Below are 17,648 nucleotides of genomic sequence, written 5' to 3' on the forward strand. Positions count from 1 at the left end.
GGCCATCCAATCTGAACAAGCGTCTTATCGTGAGTCTTCAACGGCCGGAAATACGCTGAATTTTTTGAAAGAGCCCAGCTGTATCAAGTTACCTTGACGCACGCGGGAAGAAAAATCCCAAACCAGGCCGCTTCACAGCCGGAACACGCCGAAGTGCGTCTCTTCAATCGGCGCGTTCAAGGCGGCTGAGATCGAAAGACCCAAAACCATGCGAGTCTCGGCCGGGTCGATGATGCCGTCATCCCAAAGCCGGGCGCTCGCATAATAGGGATGCGCCTGGCGTTCGAACTGATCGCGGATCGGCGCCTTGAAGGCTTCCTCTTCCTCGGCCGACAGCTGCTTGCCGGCCGCTTCCAAATTGTCACGGCGCACTTGCGCCAGCACATTGGCGGCCTGCGCGCCGCCCATGACCGAGATTCGGGCGTTAGGCCACATCCAGAGGAAGCGCGGACCAAAGGCCCGGCCGCACATGCCGTAATTGCCGGCGCCGAAACTGCCGCCAATGATGACGGTAAATTTTGGCACATTCGCGCAGGCGACCGCCGTCACGAGCTTGGCGCCATCCTTGGCTATGCCTTGCGCTTCGTATTTTTGGCCGACCATGAAGCCGGTGACATTTTGCAGAAACACGAGCGGAATTTTGCGCTGGGCGCAGAGTTCAATGAAATGCGCGCCCTTGAGCGCCGATTCGGAAAACAAGATCCCATTGTTGGCGAGGATGCCGACCGAACAGCCAAAGATATGTGCGAAGCCGCAGACCAAACTCGTTCCATAAAGAGCCTTGAATTCGTCCAGCACGCTGCCGTCTACAATGCGGGCGATAATTTCGCGCACTTCATAGGATTCGCGCGGATCGGCCGGAACGATGCCGTAGATCTCTTTTGGATCATGGAGCGGTTCGATCGGCGATAGCAGAGCAGGGCCGGGCGGTTTCGTGCGGTTCAGCGTGCCCATGATCCGGCGGGCGATTGCCAGCGCATCGGCGTCGTTAATGGCGTAATGATCAGTCACGCCCGAAACCCGCGAATGGACCTCGGCACCACCCAGATCTTCCGCCGAGACGATTTCGCCGGTCGCCGCCTTGACGAGCGGAGGGCCGGCCAAAAAAATCGTCCCTTGGCCGGCGACGATGATCGCCTCGTCGCTCATCGCGGGGACATAGGCGCCCCCGGCGGTGCAGCTTCCCATGACGACCGCAATCTGCGGAATGCCCGCGGCCGACATCCGCGCCTGATTGTAAAAGATGCGGCCGAAGTGATCGCGATCTGGAAAAACTTCGTCCTGATTGGGGAGATTGGCGCCGCCGCTATCGACGAGGTACACACAAGGCAAATTGTTTTCGCTGGCGATTTCCTGCGCGCGTAAATGCTTTTTCACGCTTAACGGATAATAGGTTCCACCCTTTACCGTGGCGTCATTGGCGATAATGATGCATTCCTGTCCACGTATGCGGCCAATCCCAGAGATGATCCCCGCCGCCGGAATGGGCTCCGCATAAACCTCGTATGCGGCCAATTGGGAAAGCTCCAAAAACGGCGCACCAGGATCGATCAAGGCCGCGATGCGGTCACGTGGCAGGAGCTTTCCGCGACCTATGTGCCTCTTGCGCGCGATCTCACCCCCGCCTTGCGTGATATGAGCGACCTTGCTTCGCAAATCCTCGACAAGGCTTTGCATGGCGGCTTTGTTGGCGGCAAAATTCAAGCTATGCGGATCGATGCCGGATTTGAGAACGGTCATTGCCCTAATTTCCGTCAAATAATTCGCGGCCGATCAACATGCGCCTGATCTCGCTCGTGCCGGCACCGATCTCATAGAGCTTGGCGTCCCGAAGCAGGCGGCCGGTCGGATAATCATTGATATAGCCGTTTCCGCCGAGAAGCTGAATCGCATCGAGCGTGGTCTGCGTGGCGCGCTCGGCGGCAAAGAGCAGGGCGCCGGCGGCATCCTTACGCGAAGTCTTGCCAAGATCGCAGGCGCGGGCCACCGCATGAACATAGGCCCGGCATGCATTGAGCCCCGTATACATGTCGGCAAGCTTGCCTTGGACGAGTTCGAATTCGCCGATCGCTTGCCCGAACTGCTTGCGCTCCCGTACATAGGGAAGGCAAATATCAAGACAGGCCTGCATGATCCCAAGTGGACCGGCGGCGAGCACCACACGCTCGTAATCGAGGCCGGACATCAGCACATTGACGCCGTGCCCGACCTCGCCCATGACATTTTCCAGAGGGACCTCGCAATCCTCAAAAACAAGTTCGCAGGTGGGCGAGCCGCGCATGCCAAGCTTGTCGAGCTTTTGGCCTAAGCCAAATCCCTTGAACCCGCTCTCGATCAAAAACGCCGTGATCCCATGTGCTCCGGCACCGGGATCGGTCTTGGCGTAGACAACAAGCACAGAGGCGAAGGGACCGTTCGTGATCCACATTTTGGCACCATTCAGCACATAACGATCGCCCTTTCTGTCGGCTCTGAGCCGCATCGACACGACGTCGGATCCGGAGTTTGCCTCCGACATGGCCAAGGCTCCGACATGCTCGCCGGACAGAAGTTTTGGCAAATAGCGGCGCTTTTGCACTTCGCTGGCATTGCGGCGGATCTGATTGACGCACAGATTGGAATGGGCACCATAGGATAGGCCGACCGCGGCGGAAGCCCGGCTGATTTCCTCCATCGCGAGGCAATGCGCGAGATAGCCCAAGCCCGAGCCGCCGTATTCTTCTTCCACCGTGATCCCATGCAGTCCGAGCGCTCCCATTTGGGGCCAGAGATCGAGCGGAAATGTATCGGCGCGATCGATATCCGCGGCCCGAGGCGCAATTTCGTTCGAAGCGAAACCGCGAACCGTTTCGCGCAACAGGTCCAGCTCCGGGCTTAATTCGGAATCGAGACCTGGATTTTGCATCGCGATTCTCCTGGACGGTTTCTAAGACTGCCGCCGCGAGGACCTCGCGTAGCCGACGTCTAAGCTATCTTCTTAAAGCCTATCTGGCGACAAGGTTTCGTTTTTGCCCCTGCTGGCGCTCCGATTCGAGGGGAAAGATTTGCGACAAAGCGCTGGGGCATGCGATAAGGCTGGGAAATCAGTGTTTTTACACCAACCCGAAAATTGCATGTCAGCGACAGCCCTCGACCTGTGCCGCGCGCTGGTCCAATGTCCCTCCGTGACGCCAAATGACGGCGGTGCTCTCGGCGTCCTGGCCACAGCCCTGCAGCGGGCGGGTTTTGAGACCCGAAAACTGCGTTTTTCGGAACCGGGAACGCCAGACATTGACAACCTCTATGCGCGGCTGGGGACAAAACCACCGTTCCTCGTCTTTGCTGGACACACCGATGTGGTTCCGGTCGGCGAACCGGCGAACTGGCGATTCGATCCGTTCGCGGCGGAGGTGGCCGAGGGCGCGATTTGGGGACGTGGTGTCGCCGATATGAAAGGAGGCGTCGCGGCATTTGCTGCCGCTGCCTGCGCCTTTGCCGCCCGGCACGGGTCAAGCAAAGGCTCGATCGGCTTTCTCATCACCGGCGACGAGGAGGGGCCTGCGATCAACGGCACTGACAAATTGCTCCGCTGGGCCTTTGAACAAGGCGAGCGGTTCGATCATTGCCTCGTTGGCGAGCCAACCAATGTCGAACGCCTGGGCGACGTGATCAAGATCGGCCGCCGAGGTTCGCTCAGCGGGACGCTCAGCGCCCAAGGCCGCCAAGGTCATGTCGCTTACCCTGAGCGCGCGGACAACCCCATTCCAAAACTCATGCGGCTTCTGGACGTCTTGATCTCGGCGCCTCTCGACAAGGGCACGCCGCATTTCGATGCCTCAAATCTCGAAATTGTCTCCGTCGATGTCGACAATCCGGCGTTCAATGTGATTCCCGCGCAAGCAACCGCGCGTTTGAACGTTCGCTTCAACGATATCTGGACACCTCAGTCCCTCGAAGCCGAACTGCGGCGCAGGCTCGATTCCGTGGCGCAAGGCACGCGATATGCGCTCAGCTTCGAGCCCTGCAATGCGCTGGCTTTCCTGACCGATCCGGATGCCTTCACGAAGCTCGTCGCCGGCGCGATCGAAAAACACACCGGCCGCGCACCCAAGCTCTCGACATCCGGCGGGACGTCCGACGCGCGCTTCATTCGCGCCTATTGTCCGGTCGTCGAATTTGGCCTCGTCGGCGCCACCATGCATATGGTGGACGAGCATGTTGCGATTAAAGACCTCGAGGCTCTGACGGCGATTTATGCGGCGATTTTGGACGATTATTTTGGCTGACCTTGAAGACGTAATTTGCGAAAGACCATGTTTTGAACAAAAACTTCGATCCCGCTTCGCCCGAGTTCGCCGCGCGCCGCGCCGAGGCACGCAAGATTCTCGATGCGCTCGATCCAGCCCGAACCGGTGGTATCCAATCGGCCGATCCGTTGCGGCAGGAATGGTTCGAAGCCGTCTATAGGCTCGCCGATAATGATCCGGCTCGTGTGCCCTGGGGCAATCTTGCGCCGCATCCCTTGACCGAAGCGTGGGTCGGCGGACAAGTGCGCGGCATCTCGGGCCTGCGTACCCTTGATGTCGGCTGCGGTCTTGGCGACAATGCCGAATGCCTGAGCGCGGCGGGCGCGCCTGTGACAGCGTTCGACTTCGTCGGCGAGGCCGTCGATTGGGCGAAACGCCGCTTTCCAAACTCGAAGGTCGCCTATCATGTCGCCGACCTCTTCGCCGTGCCCGAGGCGTGGCGGCAGGCGTTCGATCTCGTCCACGAATGCTATACTTTGCAGGCCTTCTCCCCGGAACTGGTGCCGCAGGCGCTTGCTGCGCTTGAAGCCCTATTGGCGCCTGGAGGAAAGCTGCTTGTCGTCGCGCGGGCCCGAGACGAGGACAGCGAAGTCACCGGGCCGCCTTGGCCTTTGCCGCCGTCTGTCTTCGCGGAAGCCGAACGTCGAGGCCTTAAGCTTCTTGCGCTGGAAGATATATATGCGACGTCCAAGCTCTCGATACGGCATTGGCGCGCAGTGCTGGGCCGCGCCGGCGATCCAGCCCAATCTTGATGGGTAAACCGCTGCGCCCGAAAGATGGTGATCGAGCACGGGATCTTCAGCTTCGAGACGGTCTCGCCTTTGAGTCCGGCTTCGTTGATCGCTGCGCCCGCCGCGAATTCATCCAGCTCGGCTTCGCGGGCTTTCTCGTTTCCTTCATGTATTCCCATAACGCGCTGTTCGCGGTGGTCTTTGCACGCGAGGGCTTTGACCTGCATCGCATCGGCCTGCTGCTGTCGCTCTATGCGATCCCGGTGGTTGCGGTCAGTTTTTTCTCCGGCGCCATTGCCGCGCGCATCGGGATTCTTGCGTGTTGCCGCCTTTCGGTCATCCTCCTCGTCATTGGCTTTTTCAGCCTGCGCTTCACCGCGGGCGCATTCTGGCCGGCGCTCGCCTCGCGCTTCGTGCAGGGTGCCGGGCAAGGCTTGTTTGTCGTTTCCTTTGTCACCTATGCGCAGAGCCGGCTTTCACCGACACGGTTTGTCTATCTCCTCGGCTTATTCGCCAGCATGATGCCTTTGGCCCAGGCTTTTGCTCCGCCTTTCGGCGCGTTCATTCTTAACAGTTTCGGCGCACAGACCCTGTTTCTCGAAGGGACCATTCCGGCGTGCCTTGGCCTGCTCATGACATTCGGGTTGCGCTCGCTACCCAAGCCCGGCGGCGAGCGAGGCCTCGATTTCTCCGCTGCCTGGCGGCGCAATCGCATCATTCCGCTCGCCGCCGTCTTCGTGAGCGGGACGCTGGTTGGCTTCACCGGCGCCTACCTTGCCGCCGCCCTCGAAGCGCGCGCCCTGCCGATCGGCGCCTTCTTTTTCTCTTCGACCACCGCAATGTTCGCGATCCGCTTCCTGGCGATGCGCCGGTTCGGGGCAGCGGACAAGCGGCTGCTGGTCGGCACGGGATTTGTGCTGGAAGCCTTGAGTTTTTTTCTTGTCACCTTTGCCGGCCAGTCCTGGCTCATCGTCGTCGCCGGCCTTTTGTTCGGGATGGGCTATAGTGTCGTCTATCCCGTCCTTTCAGCCTGGATGAGCGAGGGAATCGCACCGGCCCGGCGCGCTGGTCCGCAGGCCTTGCTCAATACGCTGTTCAACCTCGGATCTTTCGCGATGCCATATCCGGAGACCTTGCTCATCGCGCATTTCGGATATGGAGGAACCGCGGCGGCCTTGGCGGTGTTCGGAACGGTCAGCGCCATGGTGCTTTTCGCAATGGCCTTACGGGGACGTTGACACATACATCGTTACTTGTTCTTGACGCATGATCTTATCCAAAAACTCTGCACCTTTTCGGGATCATGCTTTATCCGGCCCCCAACAGTCTGATCGCTTCGCCGCGCTCGAAAATATTGAGAAGCAGCCGGAGAGCTTCTCCCTTGGCGCCTTCAAGGCGGGGATTTTCACTGACGATCTTGCGCGCTTCGTCGCGGGCGAGCGTCAGCAAAGGCCCGTGCACAGAAAGATCAGCCAAGCGAAAACCAGGCAGGCCAGATTGCTTCGTGCCGAGCACCTCGCCTTCCCCGCGCAGGCGCAGATCTTCTTCGGCGATCCGAAACCCGTCTTCTGTCTCGCGCATGATCGCAATGCGCGCCTTGGCCGCCTCTCCAAGCGGCGCTCGATAGAGCAGCAAGCAGGACGATTTGGCGCCGGCGCGCCCGACACGTCCGCGTAATTGATGCAATTGGGCGAGCCCGAACCGCTCGGCATGTTCGATGACCATGATGGTGGCCTCGGGCACGTCGACGCCGACCTCGATCACCGTCGTCGCGACCAGGATTTGCGTCGCGCCCGCCGTAAAGGCGGCCATGGCCGCATCTTTGTCGCGGCTTTTCATCTTGCCGTGGATGAGGCCGACGCGATCCCCGAAAACCTCCTGCAAATGTGTGAAACGCTCCTGCGCGGCAGCGGCATCGACCGCTTCGCTTTCTTCAACCAAGGGGCAGACCCAATAGGCGCGGGCGCCCTCAAGGATCGCGCTCTTGAGCCGCGCGATCAACTCGTCCATGCGCTCCAGCGGCAAGGCGCGGGTCTCAATCGGCAAGCGCCCGGCCGGCTTTTCCTGCAAGCTCGAAACGTCCATATCGCCGAAATAGGTGAGCACCAATGTGCGGGGAATAGGAGTTGCGGTCATCACCAGAATATCGGCGGCGTCTCCCTTGTCGCCCAAAGCCAGTCGTTGATGCACACCGAAGCGATGCTGCTCATCGACCACGGCGAGGCCGAGGTCGTGAAAGGCAACGGATTCCTGGAACAGGGCGTGGGTGCCGACCACGATGTCGATCGTGCCATTGGCGAGTCCCGCCAGGATTTTCTCGCGCTCCGCACCTTTTTCGCGCCCCGTGAGAAGGGCCAGTTTTAGGCCGGCCGCTTCGGCAAAATGGGTGAGCGTCCGATGATGCTGGCGCGCGAGAATTTCGGTGGGCGCCATGAGCGCTGCCTGCCGGCCGACTTCGACAAGGGCTGCCATGGCAAAGAGCGCGACAATGGTTTTACCGGACCCGACGTCGCCTTGCAGAAGCCGAAGCATGCGGGTCGGGGCGGCAAGATCGGCGTTGATCTCCTCAAGCGCAGTGCGTTGCGAGCCGGTGAGGGTGAAGGGCAGGGCGGCGAGGATTTTTTGCCGGATGCGGCCGTCCCCCTGGCTGGCGCGTCCAAGTGCTCGGCGGATTTTCGATCGCATAAGGGCAAGCGCCAATTGGCCGGCGAATAATTCGTCGAGAGCCAGTCTGACCCGTCCCGGCGACTCCGGCGCAATGCTTTCCGGGGTTTTTGGATGGTGCACCTCGTTGAGCGCGTCGGCGAATGAGGGAAAGGTTCGCAGCTTAAGAACGCTCTGAGCATGCCATTCCGGCAAGGTCGGGAGCTTGGTCAGCGCGCCATCGATGGCCTTCCCAAGCGCTTTTTGAAAAAGCCCTTCGGTCAAAGGATAGACCGGCTCGACCGGCGGCATTTTGGCGAGGCCTTCGGCATCGAGCACCCGGTCGGGATGCACCATCTGCCGGTGACCGTCCCACAATTCCAGCTTGCCGGAAATCCAGCGCGTCGCGCCAAGCGGAAGGCTTTTTTCGATCCAATGATGATTGGCGAGAAAAAAGACGAGGAGAACATCGCCCGTCTCGTCCTCGACCAGAACCTTATAGGGCGCCTTGGAGCGCGCGCCGGGCGGCATGTGGTCAACGACTTTTGCTTCCAGCGTCACCACGGTATCGAGCGGCGCATCGGCGATTTTGGGCCGGTTGCGCCGGTCGATTGTCGCCTGAGGCAAATGGAACAAAAGATCGAGAACGCGGGCCTGCCCCGAGGCGCCCGCCAAAAGCCGGTCGAGAAGCTTGACCGTTTTGGGCCCGACACCAGGCAGGTTCGCGGCGCTTGCGAAGAGGGGGTTGAGCAGGGAGGGCCGCAATGCGTCGATGGTCATGTGCTTGATCAAAAATCATTGTGGTAAAGGTCATGAGCTGACAGCGGCTCTGGCCGAGGTTATACTCTGCCAGCTCAATGGTTTCTTCCGAGGCCGCGCGGCTTGACGGCGACTTGTCCTCGAATCGAGACCTTAACTCATGGCTGCGACGGAAACGACGAATTTGGAGCTGGACGTTCGGCGCCGCCGCATTTTGTTCCGTTCCTGGCATCGTGGCATGCGCGAAATGGATCTTATTCTTGGCCGTTTCGTCAATGCCGAGATAGATAGCCTTTCCAAGAGCGAGATAGACGATTACGAACTCTTGCTGGAAGCGCAAGACCGCGACGTTTTCAGCTGGCTGACCGGCGAAGCGGAAACGCCCGAAGCTTATGACACCCCGATTTTCCGGAAAATCCGCGCCTTCCATACCCATATGGGTCCAATTCATAGATGAATTCTGTGCTCTCTTCAGCGTTGACCTTGCATCGTGGTTGATCTCAAACGCGCCGTCGCCGAGCTCGCCAAGGGCGGCTCGCTGACGCTGTCCTCCGTGGCCGATGGTTTTGACGCCGTCTGCGTCGCCGATCTGACGCGCGCGCTCGCCCGCGACGCGGAAAGCCGGGCGGTGGTGCTGGTTCATGTCGCGCGCGACGGCCAGCGGGCCCGCGCCTTTAGCGAGGCTCTCGGCTTCGCCGCGCCAGATATCGAAATCCTCGATTTTCCGGCTTGGGATTGCCAGCCCTATGACCGGGTTTCCCCGGATGCGGCGATTTCAGCGCGGCGGATCCTGGTTCTCTCGCGCCTTGCCCGCTCTCGCACGGCGCTGGAACGTCCGCGCATCCTCTCGACCACGGTCAACGCGCTGCTCCAGCGCGTGGCGCCTTTGCAAAAGATCGCCGGTGACACTTTTTCCGCGGCACCCGGAAATATGGTCGATCGCGACGCGCTCGTGGAATGGCTCGAAACCAACGGGTTTGCGCGGGCCTCGAGCGTACGCGATACCGGCGAATATGCGGTGCGCGGCGGCATCCTCGATCTTTTCGCGCCGGGCATGGTGCAGCCGGTGCGGCTCGATTTCTTCGGTGACACGCTTGAATCGATCCGGGCCTTCGATCCCGAATCTCAGCGAACGACCGGACAATTGCGCGCTCTCGACCTTGTGCCGATGAGCGAAGTGCAGCTGAAAACGGACACGATGCGCCGGTTTCGCCAAGCCTATGTGACCCGCTTCGGGGCGCAGACCCGCGGCGATGTCCTTTATGAGGCCATCAGCGAAGGCCGCCGCCATCAGGGTCTTGAACATTGGCTGCCGCTTTTCTACGAAAAGCTCGACACTTTGTTCGATTATTGCGCGGGCGCGCCCATGATCTTCGACCCTCTTCTCGAAGAGGCCGCAAGCGAGCGCTTCGCGCAAATCGACGATTATTACGGCGCACGCAAGACCGCGCATGATGCCGACCCCGCCCATTCGACCTATAAGCCGCTGCAGCCCGACGCTCTCTATCTGGCGGCTCCCGAATGGCATCATCGTCTCGCCACGACCAGTGTCGTCAAGGTGACGCCGTTCGCCCAGCCGGACAACAGCAAAGGTCTCGTGGTCGATTGCCATTCGAAGCCTGGCCGGACATTTGCCGCCGAGCGAGCGGACCCGAACGCCAATGTCTTCGGCGCCGCCGTCGACCATATGCGGGCCCTGCAAGCAGGCGGTAAGCGGGTCATTCTCGCCGGCTGGACCGACGGCTCGCGCGAACGGCTCGCTCACGTGCTGGCCGATCACGGCCTCGCGGAAACCGCTCCCGTGTCGTCTCTGGCTCAAGCCCTTGCGCTTGCGCCTTCCTGTTTGGCCCTTGCGGTGATTGGCATCGAACAGGGGTTCGAGGCGGACGCCCTTGCGCTGGTCGGCGAGCAGGACATTTTGGGCGACCGCTTACTGGGCGTCCGCCGGAAATCGCGCCGAGCACAGGATTTTCTGCAAGAGGTCGGATCGCTCACAGCGGGCGATATTGTCGTCCACGTCGATCATGGGATCGGGCGTTTTGCCGGGCTGAAGGCGATTGAGGCGGCGGGGGCGCCGCATGATTGCCTTGAACTGCATTACGCCGATGGAGACAAGCTGTTTCTGCCGGTCGAAAATCTCGAGCTTCTGTCGCGCTACGGCTCGGAGGAAACCGAAGTCGAACTCGACAAGCTCGGCGGGGTCGGTTGGCAGAAGCGCAAGGCGCGGATGCGCAAACGCATTCTCGAAATGGCGGCGGGCCTCCTTAAGATCGCCGCGGCGCGCCAGACCAGGGCTGCCCCGAAGCTTGTTCCGCCGGAAGGTCTCTATGCGGAATTCTGCGCCGGCTTTCCTTATGAGGAGACCGACGATCAGCAGGCGGCCATCGACGCGGTTCTCCACGACATGGGCTCCGGCCGGCCGATGGATCGCCTCGTCTGCGGCGACGTTGGTTTCGGCAAGACCGAGGTCGCGCTACGGGCGGCCTTCGCCGCTGCCATTGAAGGCCGTCAGGTCGCGGTGATCGTGCCGACGACGCTTCTGGCCCGCCAGCATTACAAGAATTTCGCAACCCGCTTCGCGCATCTGCCGGTCAAGGTTGCGCAAATGTCGCGCATGGTCAGCGCGGCCGATCTCAAGGCGGCCAAGCTCGGTGCTGCTTCCGGCGAGATCGACATTGTCGTCGGCACCCATGCGGTGCTCGGCAAGAACATAGAGTTCAAGGATCTCGGTCTTGTCGTGATCGACGAGGAACAGCATTTCGGCGTCAAGCACAAGGAACGGCTGAAGGAACTCCGCGCCGAAGTCCATGTGCTGACCTTGTCCGCAACTCCGATTCCCCGCACCCTTCAGCTTGCCCTGACGGGTGTGCGTGAACTTTCGATCATCGCGACCCCGCCGATCGACCGCTTGGCGGTTCGGACCTTTATTTCGCCCTTCGATGAAGTGCTCGTGCGGGAAGCCCTGCTGCGCGAGAGATATCGCGGTGGCCAGAGCTTCTATGTCTGCCCGCGCATTGACGACATAGAGGCGGCGAGCGCTTATCTCCGCCAGAGCGTGCCTGAGGTGAAATTCGTTGTCGCGCACGGGCAGATGCCGGCAACCGAGCTCGAGACCAAAATGGCGGCCTTCTACGACGGCCAATACGACGTCTTGCTCTCGACCGCGATTGTCGAATCCGGTCTCGATATCCCGACGGCCAATACTTTGATCGTGCATCGGGCCGACATGTTCGGCCTGGCCCAGCTCTACCAACTGCGCGGCCGGGTAGGGCGCTCGAAAATCCGCGCCTACGCCCTTTTCACATTGCCCGCCAACCGGAGCGTGACCCCACAAGCCGAGCGGCGTCTCAAAGTCCTGCATTCTCTCGACACGCTCGGCGCCGGATTTGAGCTGGCAAGCCACGATCTCGATATTCGCGGCGCGGGCAATCTGCTCGGCGATGAACAATCGGGTCACATCAAGGAAGTCGGCTACGAGCTTTATCAGCAAATGCTGCGCGACGCGGTCGAGGCGCTGCAGGCTGGCATCGATGAGCCCGCGGAGGAGACGTGGTCGCCCTCGATTACGCTTGGGACGCCGGTCACGATTCCAGAAGATTATGTGGCAGATCTTCACTTACGCCTGAGTCTTTACCGGCGTCTGTCGACCTTGGAATCCGACGCCGAAATCGAGAGTTTCGCGGCGGAAATGATCGACCGTTTCGGGCCGCTGCCTGGCGAGGTCGAACAATTGTTGAAGCTCGTCGCGATCAAAGTTTTATGCCGGCAGGCGCATATCGAAAAACTCGACGCGGGGCCAAAAGGTGTCGTTATCTCGTTCCGCGACAATGCGTTTGCCAATCCCCAAGGCTTGGTGCGCTTTGTTTCGGAACAAGGAGCGGGAGCCAAGGTGCGCCCGGATATGAGGATCGTGTTTGTTCGGGATTTCGACGATCTTGCAGCAAGGCTCGAAGGAACGCGGCAAATTTTGCGGACGCTCGCCGCCATCGCTCTAAAGAAGGCCGCGTGAGCTTACCATGGGCAAAAGGACGAACCGTGCGGCGCGGATTTCGTAGCATTGCGCTTTGGCGTGTCTCGCAGATCTTGTTAGGCACGTCGGAAGTAAAAATAGATCTTCAGGTTTGATTTTGACGCCCTCGGTCGGGCGTTCATCTTGCGAAGTCCAGCGCGATCAGCATCTTTCAAAGCTGCTTCATACTGCAATGCACAATAGTCCGCTGCTGATCTGCGGCATTTTGCCGTCAATTGCCGAAGATCCTGCAAGTAACATGCATTGAACTGGCCTTGAAGATCCATTTCTTCGCAATTGCGAATGCGGTTCGCTGATCACATTCAATTGGACTTCGCAGGACCTATCAGTTACGGGTTTCCGACCGAGGCTTAGTCTTTTGCATTCCCCACGCTGGGAGAGTAAGTCGCGGCATTGGCTGATCACATTCAAACGCTCTAGAGCCTGGGTACAAGGTGACGAGCTTCTGGCGCGTTTGATGGCTCATATACGTTCCAATCGGAAAAACCGGGCGGGAGCGAAGTGAAAGCTGTCGAAAGGCAGCTGGGTCAAAGCCATGCGTCAAGGGAGGTGCGGTCATGATGGGCGCGATTGCGTGGTCCTAAGAAGAGGCACCCAGGCACGAAAGAGAAGATGCAATTCTCTTTCACTCAATCAACTACGTAATGAGAAAGAGTGTTATGAAAACGTCAAGATTGTGCTTTTTGTCCGTTCCAATGTCTGTCGCAGTGTCGATCGCGCTCGCTGGATGCAATCGTGACGAGGCTCCGATCAACATTTCCTATCGTCAAGTCGGCATCTGTAAGGTGTATGAAACGGCGGCAGGCCCCGTGGCGCCGAGGGTCGATGAAGGTCTAGCGATCTTCAAAATCGAATCGCTCGACAATTCGAAGTCCGGCAAAAGTTTCACGTTTGATCCAGGCCTCCTCTACATTGACCAATCCACGCCTGAGCAAAAGGCCAAGCAGGTTTGGGAATGGAACCGGCGCTTTGTGTCCACCGACAAGAGATTTGTGCAGAGCACAGGCATTACGCCTTCTACGATGGCGACGGTCCCGGGCGGCGGAAAGGTCGAGGCTAACAGTTTCGTTGTTGTGCCGATCGGTACGAACAATCCGTCGGGTGGACCGGAAGCAAAGCAATTTGCGCTCGATTTGCTCTATGATGCAGGCTCGGCCGATAAGGGCGAAAACCATGTGTCGGAAGGTGTGAACTTCATCAAGAGCAACGCGACTGGCAATTGGCAATTGGCCGAGAATTGCAAAGAAATCGCGCTGAAATAAACACCCAAAGAGAATGCTCGCTTAGTTGGCCGGCCTTATCCCGACGCTTGGACTTGCAACGCCGGAGGCCGGCCATAATGACCTTCACCCTAATGAGTTCGAAGGCGAAGCTTGAGCATATTTTTTAGCCATGCTGAAATCACTTAGATTTTAACTGCCAAAGTCCGCTGGCCGACCTTCCATATGGACTTCGTGTGGCCCTTGGTTTAGGCGTCAAGGTGAGACACCGATTGTCCGCTCAACAAGTGGATCATCGGGCGCCTTGGCCGACCCCAACGGGTCAGGCGATTGTCGACGCTTTCAGGTAGACGGTTGGAAATTGAAGCCGATAGGTGCGGCTGTTTCTTGCCGCCCGCTTTAGAGCGGTATCTTCGGGGAGGGGCGCGACCGAAGAGGTGGCACTCAGACACGGAAGCGAAGATGCAGTTCGCTTTCGCCCGGTTTCAATCTGCAAACAGAGAAGAGTGCCATGAAAACCTCAAAAATCTACCTCTTCGCCATACCGATGGCGATCGCAGGTTCGATCGCGCTGTCCGGCTGCGGTCGCAGCACCGCCAATCCGACGGTGATCTCCTACAAACAAATCGGCATTTGCAAAACTTATGATACCCCCACCGGTCCTCAAACCACCAAGGGTAACGAAGGCTTTGCCATCTTCAAAATCGAAACGATCGATAATACGAAATACAATAATATTTTCAATCTCGATCCGTCACGTCTCTACGTCAACCAATCCAACCCCGAGCAAATGGCCAAGGGTGTTTACAGTTGGAATCGTCGCTTTGTGAATCCAGATCCGAGGTTCGCCCAAAATCTTGGCTTTTCCCCGATTGTGCGGGCGACAGTTCCGGCGGGAGAAAAAATCGACCCCAAGACATTCATCGTTATCCCGCTCGGCATCGACAACCCAAGCCAAGGGCCTGACGAGAACAAATACAACTTCACCCTCGCCTATGACACGGGGACTGACGACCGTGGCAATATTCAAAGCGTTTCCGAAGGCCTGCTTTTCGTAAAAGGTAACGCACCGGATACCAAATGGACGGTTGTTGAGAACTGCAAAGAGCTGCCGCTGAAATAACGGTCGCATAAAACGAAGACCTTTGGGCCGGCTTGCGAACTTGCGTCGCAGCCGGCTTTTTCAGGTCAAGAGGCTTGAGCGGGATGAGGAAAAGTGGAAACCGGTTTTCCGCCCGCATCCCGCTCTAAACTTTTGGAATCTATCACGTTCATGATTTTGGATTGAATCAATCCAAAATCATCGTGATCTAGCGGCCGCTCGGCAGCAATCGCGCTAGAATTGAAAGTAGATGAAGTCGGCCTTCTCAAAAATGCCGAACAGCATGATGTCATAGAACAGGAGAACGGCAGCGGTCATCGCGACAAGCCGATTGGCGCGCAATCTTGCCACCAGATCCGGCCGCGCAAATAACAGCAGATCCACACCGAGCAGAATTAAGATCTGGAATAAGCTCAGCGGCAGCTCGAAGGATGTCAAGTTCAACGCCTTGAAGGTTGCTAAATCCAACCGGCCGAGATGGAACATCCCCGCGAAGATCGACATCGCGTCGTCGAGCGAGCGGGCGCGAAAAAACGTCCAGCCAATCAGCACGATCGCATTGGTCCAGAAGAAGCCGGCGACGCCCAAGAGAAAGCTGCTCCGCGGCGCGTCGATGATGCGGTGCCAGAGCCGCGACCCGGAAAGCAAAGCGCCGGCGCCGCGTTCGCAGCAGAGAATAAAGCCATGCAGGGCGCCCCAGATGATGAATGTCCAGGCCGCCCCATGCCACACGCCGCTCAGAAGAAAGACGATCATAATGTTGCGGAGCGCTAATCCCGTGGAATAATGGCTGCCCCCGAGAGGAAAATAGACGTAATCGCGAAACCACGTCGACAGCGAAATATGCCAGCGTCTCCAGAACTCCGTCAGGCTGCGGGAAAAATAGGGCTGCCTAAAATTCGTCATGAGATCGAAGCCGAGCATCTTTGCGCTGCCGATCGCAATGTCCGAATAGCCGGAGAAATCGCAATAGATTTGCACCGCGAACAAGACCGTCCCGAGCAGCAGAAAAGACCCGTTGTAAAGATGCGGATCTGCGTAAACGCCGTTGACAAGCGGAGCTATGAGATCCGAGATGCACATCTTCTTGAAGAGGCCATATCCAATCAGCCATAAGCCATCCGCGAATCGTTGCGGATTGGCAAATTTGTCCTTTTGAACCTGCGGGAGCAGTCTCGCCGCGCGTTCGATCGGGCCGGCCTCAAGCTGAGGAAAGAACGCGACATAAAGCGCATACCGCAGAAGATTGCGTTCGGCGGCAATCTTGCCGGCGTAGACATCGAACGCATAGGACAGGGATTGGAAGGTGTAAAACGAAATGCCGACCGGCAAAATAACGTTGATGTAAAAGACGTTGAAGTCATATCCGGCGCTTGCCACGGCCGAATGAACGTTGGTCGCGAAGAAATTGAAATATTTGAAAAATCCCAGCAGACCGAGGTTGATGCTTACCGCCGTGATCAAAGCGAGCTGGCGGATGATTTTGCGCTTCGCTGTGTCGATCACCAATCCGCCGGTGAAATCGACCAGCGTGCTGAACATCAAAAGGAAAACGAACAGGGGCCGCCACCCCATGTAAAAAATATAGCTCGCGATCAGAAGGATCGGCCATCGCGGCCGAACCGGAAGGCGAAAATAGACAAGCAGGACGGCGATAAAGAAGAAAACATATTCGAACGAGTTAAACAGCATCGAGTCAATCCTGGCCGTTGATCACCGAGGCGGTGATTTCGGCGAGGCGACGTGAATAGATTTGTGCGCCTTCCCGGTTCAAATGGATCGGATCGGAAAAATAGCGTTGTTCAAAGACCCAATAATTCGGGCCCGCGATATAAAATCCGGGCACCGAGGCCAACGGCCTTGTACCGGGGTTGTCCGATGCACCCGGCGGCGCGACTTCCCCCAACCGGTAGGCGTTGGGGATGAAAATGACCTTGAAGCCAAATTTGGAGGAGAGGCCGATCAGCTCCTGGAAACCGGCCATTTCGGGATCGATCGGTCGCGGCGGCACCCTTTGGATCTGATCCGTGGGCACATGGTAATCATCGGGCAAACGGTCTCCGGGATAGTGACTTTGTCCTTTGATGAAATAATAGCCTCTGTCGGTGATCACCCGGCGCACGGTCAGCGCGTTTTCCTTGTAGGCGTTGACGATCCCGCCCTCGTTTCTCGACAATAAAAGAAACAGCGTCAGGTCGCGGGGCAGTTCGCGAAAGGGAAAGAGTAGATTGACCATCAGCTTGTCGTGCAGGAAATAGTCGCGCCATGTCTCCTGATGATCGTCGTTCTGCGGGGGAAGTTGCAGCAGAACATGGGTCGGTCTCGTTCCGTTGGCGAGGATGTTTTTCAAAAGATCCATGAAGCGGCTGTTGCCGGGGCGCGCGGCATTGAAGCTTGCGACGCCCGAGGCAATGATGGGGTCATAAATCGCCGGGTTGAAGGCAGCCAAAATCCTACTATTTCCAAAGGCTAAGACTCGTGTCTTCGAGTCTAGCGCAAAGACTTGTTGGGTCTCGAGATAATGGACTTTGCTGGCCGAAATCGCATCCGCACCGTTACGGACAAAGGGGAAGGCGGAATTAACGCCATAAAGAAAGAGCCAGACGCCACCTGAAGCTATAAAAAAAATCAGGAAATTTTGACGCAGACGCCTCCAAGTTAGCAGCGCCGAGGGCAAGTCTTGATGGGATTTATGAGAAGCAGACAAGGCCATGATTGCGTAAGTAACCTTTAAGACAGGGTCTTATACATGCGCCATCACTCCAGACAAGGCGGGGCTGGATGAGGATGCTCTCACTATGTTCCATTCCATTGAGGCTTCTATTAAGGCGCAGAACTGCAAACCGCAGCCACGAGCGTTTGGGCTACGATTTGGCT

12 protein-coding genes and 1 pseudogene are annotated in these 17,648 nt (G+C 58.4%); 7 read left to right on the forward strand and 6 right to left on the reverse strand.

Annotation, left to right across the window (positions count from 1 at the left end):
- Positions 1-132 precede the first annotated feature (132 nt).
- Together CU048_01240 and CU048_01245 are read right to left on the reverse strand one after the other, a co-directional pair.
- A complete protein-coding gene (locus CU048_01240) occupies positions 133-1,740 on the reverse strand; it encodes a methylcrotonoyl-CoA carboxylase (GenBank protein QBR70129.1) in 1,608 nt (535 codons plus the stop codon).
- Between the two features lie 4 nt (positions 1,741-1,744).
- Entirely contained in the window at positions 1,745-2,905 is a 1,161-nt protein-coding gene (locus CU048_01245) for an acyl-CoA dehydrogenase (GenBank protein ID QBR70130.1), read from the reverse strand.
- 208 nt (positions 2,906-3,113) lie between these two features.
- Here CU048_01245 and CU048_01250 point away from each other — a divergent pair, with 208 nt between their 5' ends.
- Genes CU048_01250 through CU048_01260 form a run of 3 tightly spaced genes read left to right on the forward strand, consistent with a single transcriptional unit; the run spans position 3,114 to position 6,255 of the window.
- Positions 3,114-4,265, forward strand: coding sequence for a succinyl-diaminopimelate desuccinylase (locus tag CU048_01250; GenBank protein ID QBR70131.1), 1,152 nt, complete (start codon positions 3,114-3,116; stop codon positions 4,263-4,265).
- Positions 4,266-4,297: 32 nt separating this feature from the next.
- A complete protein-coding gene (locus CU048_01255) occupies positions 4,298-5,038 on the forward strand; it encodes an SAM-dependent methyltransferase (protein ID QBR70132.1) in 741 nt (246 codons plus the stop codon).
- Positions 5,038-6,255, forward strand: coding sequence for a hypothetical protein (locus CU048_01260; GenBank protein QBR70133.1), 1,218 nt, complete (start codon positions 5,038-5,040; stop codon positions 6,253-6,255). Before CU048_01255 ends, CU048_01260 begins: the two co-directional genes overlap by 1 nt.
- A gap of 70 nt (positions 6,256-6,325) precedes the next feature.
- Here CU048_01260 and CU048_01265 read toward each other — a convergent pair whose 3' ends face one another.
- On the reverse strand, positions 6,326-8,425 hold the full coding sequence (locus CU048_01265) for an ATP-dependent DNA helicase RecG (protein ID QBR72561.1): 2,100 nt from the start codon (positions 8,423-8,425) through the stop codon (positions 6,326-6,328).
- 154 nt (positions 8,426-8,579) lie between these two features.
- Between CU048_01265 and CU048_01270 the strand changes: the two genes are divergently transcribed.
- The 4 genes from CU048_01270 to CU048_01285 all read left to right on the forward strand — a co-directional run bounded on the left by CU048_01270 (position 8,580) and on the right by CU048_01285 (position 14,792).
- Positions 8,580-8,876 carry a succinate dehydrogenase assembly factor 2 gene (locus tag CU048_01270; GenBank protein ID QBR70134.1) on the forward strand — a complete coding sequence of 99 codons (297 nt, stop codon included), beginning with the start codon at positions 8,580-8,582 and terminating at the stop codon, positions 8,874-8,876.
- A gap of 33 nt (positions 8,877-8,909) precedes the next feature.
- Positions 8,910-12,428: a transcription-repair coupling factor gene (gene mfd, locus CU048_01275; protein ID QBR70135.1), complete on the forward strand. Its 3,519-nt coding sequence runs from the start codon at positions 8,910-8,912 to the stop codon at positions 12,426-12,428.
- 716 nt (positions 12,429-13,144) lie between these two features.
- Positions 13,145-13,711: a hypothetical protein gene (locus CU048_01280; protein QBR70136.1), complete on the forward strand. Its 567-nt coding sequence runs from the start codon at positions 13,145-13,147 to the stop codon at positions 13,709-13,711.
- 469 nt (positions 13,712-14,180) lie between these two features.
- Positions 14,181-14,792, forward strand: a complete 612-nt coding sequence (locus CU048_01285) for a hypothetical protein (GenBank protein QBR70137.1) — start codon at positions 14,181-14,183, stop codon at positions 14,790-14,792.
- Positions 14,793-14,869: 77 nt separating this feature from the next.
- Here the strand turns inward: CU048_01285 and CU048_01290 are convergent.
- The 3 genes and pseudogenes from CU048_01290 to CU048_01300 all read right to left on the reverse strand — a co-directional run bounded on the left by CU048_01290 (position 14,870) and on the right by CU048_01300 (position 17,484).
- Positions 14,870-14,983, reverse strand: a pseudogene (locus tag CU048_01290) (SAM-dependent methyltransferase).
- 22 nt (positions 14,984-15,005) lie between these two features.
- The gene (locus tag CU048_01295; GenBank protein QBR70138.1) at positions 15,006-16,463 is read right to left on the reverse strand and encodes a membrane-bound O-acyltransferase family protein; all 1,458 of its coding nucleotides are present in this window, start codon (positions 16,461-16,463) and stop codon (positions 15,006-15,008) included.
- 4 nt (positions 16,464-16,467) lie between these two features.
- On the reverse strand, positions 16,468-17,484 hold the full coding sequence (locus CU048_01300) for a hypothetical protein (GenBank protein ID QBR70139.1): 1,017 nt from the start codon (positions 17,482-17,484) through the stop codon (positions 16,468-16,470).
- Between the last annotated feature and the right edge of the window lie 164 nt (positions 17,485-17,648).

Source organism: Beijerinckiaceae bacterium, from assembly GCA_004564215.1.
Taxonomy (GTDB): Bacteria; Pseudomonadota; Alphaproteobacteria; order Rhizobiales; family Beijerinckiaceae; genus Methylocapsa.

Bases quoted from the DNA above. Each gene is read 5' to 3' on its own strand.
- CU048_01295 (QBR70138.1), bottom strand. From the start codon at position 16,463: ATGCTGTTTAACTCGTTCGAATATGTTTTCTTCTTTATCGCCGTCCTG.
- CU048_01270 (QBR70134.1), top strand. From the start codon at position 8,580: ATGGCTGCGACGGAAACGACGAATTTGGAGCTGGACGTTCGGCGCCGC.
- CU048_01245 (QBR70130.1), bottom strand. From the start codon at position 2,905: ATGCAAAATCCAGGTCTCGATTCCGAATTAAGCCCGGAGCTGGACCTG.
- CU048_01250 (QBR70131.1), top strand. From the start codon at position 3,114: ATGTCAGCGACAGCCCTCGACCTGTGCCGCGCGCTGGTCCAATGTCCC.
- CU048_01280 (QBR70136.1), top strand. From the start codon at position 13,145: ATGTCTGTCGCAGTGTCGATCGCGCTCGCTGGATGCAATCGTGACGAG.
- CU048_01300 (QBR70139.1), bottom strand. From the start codon at position 17,484: ATGGCCTTGTCTGCTTCTCATAAATCCCATCAAGACTTGCCCTCGGCG.
- CU048_01260 (QBR70133.1), top strand. From the start codon at position 5,038: ATGGGTAAACCGCTGCGCCCGAAAGATGGTGATCGAGCACGGGATCTT.
- CU048_01240 (QBR70129.1), bottom strand. From the start codon at position 1,740: ATGACCGTTCTCAAATCCGGCATCGATCCGCATAGCTTGAATTTTGCC.
- CU048_01285 (QBR70137.1), top strand. From the start codon at position 14,181: ATGAAAACCTCAAAAATCTACCTCTTCGCCATACCGATGGCGATCGCA.